3 protein-coding genes are annotated in these 4479 nt (G+C 65.0%); all 3 read left to right on the top strand.

Going from position 1 to position 4479, the window contains the following annotated elements:
• Positions 1-603: 603 nt before the first annotated feature.
• The gene (locus ELR45_RS28385; protein WP_129669319.1) at positions 604-1503 is read left to right on the top strand and encodes a sugar-binding transcriptional regulator; all 900 of its coding nucleotides are present in this window, start codon (positions 604-606) and stop codon (positions 1501-1503) included.
• A 290-nt stretch (positions 1504-1793) separates the two neighbouring features.
• A complete protein-coding gene (locus ELR45_RS28380) occupies positions 1794-3245 on the top strand; it encodes a sulfatase family protein (protein ID WP_129669318.1) in 1452 nt (483 codons plus the stop codon).
• An 85-nt stretch (positions 3246-3330) separates the two neighbouring features.
• The coding region (locus ELR45_RS28375) for an ABC transporter substrate-binding protein (RefSeq protein WP_165368183.1) at positions 3331-4479 on the top strand (1149 nt) is incomplete at its 3' end.

Raw genomic sequence — 4479 nt, 5'->3', positions numbered from 1 at the left:
GGGGTTGGCGGGTGTGCTGGACAGCGGTTGGCTGACTGTGTCTTCTGTGATCTGGGATCCGAGTAGGTCGGTCATGGTCGCCCCCTTTTCTGAGGTCTTGCGGAGGGATGAGCCCCGCTGTGTGATATGTGGTGCTTCTGGCGCCCCTGATAGGCGGAGGCGTCGCTACGAAACCGCTGGCTGTTGATAGGGGGTTGCGCTATGAACAACCGTTGTTTTCTACGCAACACCAGTGTGGCGCGCATAACGATTGAGCGTCAAGGGGGTCGCGCTCTGTTGTTTTCCGGGCTCTGATATGTCAGCGCTCACTGCTTTGCCCACGGGCGCAGCGCCCGTGAGGGCCGTCGTGCGCTCGAGCGAGAGCCGGGCGATGGCCGACGCCTCGCGGAGCGGGGTTTGCGCCGGGCGGCCAGGTGCGACACGGCCGGCGGGTGGCTCCCTGATACTCACATATGAGTGTTAATGTCTCTCGGTAGAGCTGTAGTGTGAATCATCCGAGAAGCAGGAGAGCGGAACGACGTGGCGAGGCGAGGTAGGCCGCCGAGTGGTACGGGTGGCTCGGGCGGTCCGAGTTTGAGCCCGGAGGACGAGCTGTCTCTTGCTGTGACGATCGCTCGCCTCTACTACCTCGATGATCGGTCCAAGGTCTCGATCGCGAACGAGCTCGGCCTGAGCCGCTTTCAGGTGGCACGACTGTTGCAGCTGGCGCGCGAGTCCGGCATGGTTCAGATCGAGATCGGCAGCCCGGGCCGGATCGACCGCGAGCTCAGCGCGATCCTGCAGGACGCCCTCGGGGTGCCGCGGGTGATGGTCGTGTCTGCCTCGCCCAATGCTCCCATGAAGGATATCGGCCGCGCCCTGGCCGAGGTGGTCGCTGAGATCGTCCAGCCCGGGAACATCGTCGGCTTGACCTGGAGCCGCGCGTTGCGGGCCATGGTCGATCAGCTGTCGGGCGTCCAGCCGTGCACCTTCATCCAGCTTGCCGGCCATGTGACGCCGCCGGGTGAGAACGTCGGCAGTGTCGAGCTGGTGCGTCGAGCGGCGCAGTCCAACCAGGGTAAGGCGTTCCCGATCTACGCTCCGTTGCTGGTGCCGGACTCGGCCGCGGCGTCGTCACTGCTGCGTCAGCCCGACATAGCCACAGCTATGGAGTACTTCGCCAAGCTCGATGTCGCGGTGGTCTCGATGGGGGCGTGGGCGCCGTCGACGTCGACCATCTACGACTCGTTGACCGAGCCCGAACGTCGCCGGGCGCGTGAGCTCGGTGTGATCGGCGAGATCAGCGGTCGCCTCTTCGACGCCGACGGGCGCATGGTTCCGCAGGTGATCGATGACCGCGTGATCGGCATCAGTCTCGACGAGCTCAAGCGCGTACCCGAAGTGGTCTGCAGTAGCTACGGTGCCTACCGGCTCGAGGCCACCCGCACGGCGATACGTGCCGGCCTCATCTCGACGCTCGTCGTCGACCAGAGCTTGGCGCACGCGTTGGCCGACGCCGCCTGAGGTAGCTCACCAAGACCCGCTGTGCAGGCTCTGCCTGCTGGTCTTCAGCTTCACGGTCACGATCTCCAGGCCGTCGCGACCTCTATGTCGCCCCGGCGCGCATGACCTCTCCCTCAGGCCCGTCGGCGGGTTCCTCTCCGGGTCCGATGTCCCGTCGGGGCTTGACGGCGCGATCCGTGATGCATTACCAATACATTATCTCATATGAGAGTAATTAAAGCTCATATGAGTGAAAAGAACGTCGAAGCGCCCATGTCTGTGCCGCCGTCGGAGAGAGAAAGAGGTCAGCAGTGTCCCAAGGGCTCCCCAACATCGTTCTGGTCATCACGGACCAACAACGTTTCGACACGATCGCCGCGCTGGGGCACTCCCATGTCCAGACGCCTCACCTCGACCGGCTGGTCCGGGAAGGTACGGCGTTCGACCGGATGTTCGTGACCGCACCCTCATGTGCGCCGTCCCGCGCAAGCCTGTTCACCGGCCTGTATCCGCACACAACCGGCGTGCTGCGCAACGACGACGTCTGGCATCACTCCTGGGTGGAACGGCTCGCCGACGCCGGATACCGGTGCGTGAACGTCGGCAAGATGCACACATATCCATACGAGGGCTCGGTCGGCTTCCACGAGCGTCACGTCGTGGAGAACAAGGATCGCGGCCATCCGACGCTGCTGCCCTTCTTCCTGGACAACTGGGACAAGGCATTGCACGTGCGCGGTGAGGTCAAACCGGACCGGACCACGCTGCGCGACCGGCCCGACTACAAGGAGCGGTTGGGCGCGTTCGTCTGGGAACTTCCGGAGGATCTGCATTCCGACGTCTACGTCGGGGGCCTCGCGCGCACGTGGCTCGAGCGGTACCCGGTGGCCGAGCAGCCGTTCTTCCTGCAGGTCGGATTCCCCGGACCGCACCCGCCCTACGACGCCGTGCCACGGCACCTGGAGCGATACCAGGGCCAGGAGCTGCCGGCTCCGGTGCGCAGTGAGCGTGATCTGGACGACCAGCCGGAGCCGCTCAAGAAGCTGCGCCGTGCCCATCAGGACACCGATCACGATTCGATCGTTCATCTGGACGACCCCACGCCCGAGCAGACGCATCGTCAGCGGATGCACTACTACGCGAACATCACCATGATCGACGAGCAGCTGGGCCTGATTCTGCAGACCTTGGAGGACCAGGGCGTTCTCGACAACACCGTGGTGCTCTTTACCTCGGACCACGGCGACATGCTCAACGACCACGGGCACAGCCAGAAATGGACCATGTACGAGCCGAGCGTCCGTGTCCCGGCCATCGTGTGGGGTCCGGGGCGGATCGCCGAAGGCCGCGTCGTCGATGGTCTGGCGTCCCTGTTCGACTTCGGCCCGACGATCCTGGAACTCGCCGGGATCGACCGTCCGGACTGGATGGCCGCGGAGTCGCTCATGCCTGCTCTGCGGCCGGACGTCGAAGCGGACAGCTGGCCGGGAAGGGAGTACGTCTTCTCCGAACATGCCGGCGACGCCATCCTCACCGGCACCGCGCTGATGACCATGGTGCGCTCGGACCGCTGGAAGCTCGTCGAGTTCATCGACTCCGCGGAAGGTCAGCTGTTCGATCTGCACAACGACCCCACCGAGGAACACAGCCTGTGGACGAGCCCAGAACATGCCCGGGTGAAGGCGACGTTGCGGGAGGAGATCGGCCGTTGGCGTGCGCATAGCCAGCTCGACACGGCGAACTGGCCGAAACAGTACCGATGAGCGCTGAACTGAGTGCTGGCTCAGTGAAGCAAGAAAGGACGAATCCGCCGTACCTGACTGTCCGCCACATGAGAGGAACGCAATCGTGAAGACGACGAAGACGACACGAAGGCTGAGCCTGGGTACGGTCGCTCTCGGCCCGGTCATGGTCTTGGCCGCTTGCGCTGGAGACGGCGACGACACCGACCCGAGCCTGAACATCATCCTGAACGGCAACCCGAACGGCAACGCCCTGGCCGACATCGCGGACCAGTTCAGTGAGGACACCGGTATCGACATCGAGGTCCAGGTGCTCTCCGAGCAGCAGATGCGCGACCGTGTACAGCTGAACCTGCAGTCGCAGAGCAGCGAGATGGACGTGTACATGACGCTGCCGTCCCGGGAAGGCCCACTGTTCGCGGCCTCCGGATACTACGAGCCGCTGGACGACTACCTGGCTTCGGCCCCCGAGGAGTACGACGCCGACGGCTTCGCCCCTGCCGCGATGGACGGCATGACCATCGACGACGAGATCATCGCGATGCCGATGAACGTCGAAGGCCCGGTGATGTTCTACCGCAGGGACGTCTTCGACGATCTCGGCATCGAGGTCCCCGAGACCATCGACGAGCTGCTGGCCGCCGCCGAGACGATCGAGGCCGAGGGGGATGGGATCACGCCCGTCACGCTGAGGGGCATCGCCGACACCGTTGCGTACACGTTCGGGCCGTTCATGCATGCCGACGGCCTCACCTGGACCTCCGACGGCGTGCCGACCTTCGAGGACCCGCGGGCGCACGAGGCGATCGAGCAGTACGCGACGCTCGCCCGCGACTACGGCCCGCCCGGCGTGATCAACTACTCGTTCAACGAGTCGACGCAGCTCTTCGCCTCTGGCGAGGTCGCCATCGAGCTGGAGTCCTCCAACCTGTTCCCCAACACGGTGGACCCGGAGAACTCTGTCGTCGCGGACGACGTCGGGGTCGCGAACATCCCCGGCGGACCCGACGGCTCCACGCCGACGATCCTGTCCTGGGGCCTGACGGTCTCGCCGTTCTCCGAGCAGCAGGACGCCGCATGGGAGTTCGTGCAGTGGGCGACCGCTCCAGAGGCCCAGCTGACCATGGCCGAGGACGGCATCGCACCGCCGCGTAGCTCGCTGTTCGACGACCCGACCTACCAGGAGATCCTGGACACCGAGGCCGAGCAGGAATGGCGCGACGCGCTGATCTACATCCAGGAGAACGGCAACACC

Origin of the sequence: Phytoactinopolyspora endophytica, from assembly GCF_004138495.1 — a bacterium.
GTDB classification, from domain to species: Bacteria; Actinomycetota; Actinomycetes; order Jiangellales; family Jiangellaceae; genus Phytoactinopolyspora; species Phytoactinopolyspora endophytica.
Note: the sequence above shows the minus strand (reverse complement) of the source record. Positions and strands in the feature narration are given on the sequence as shown.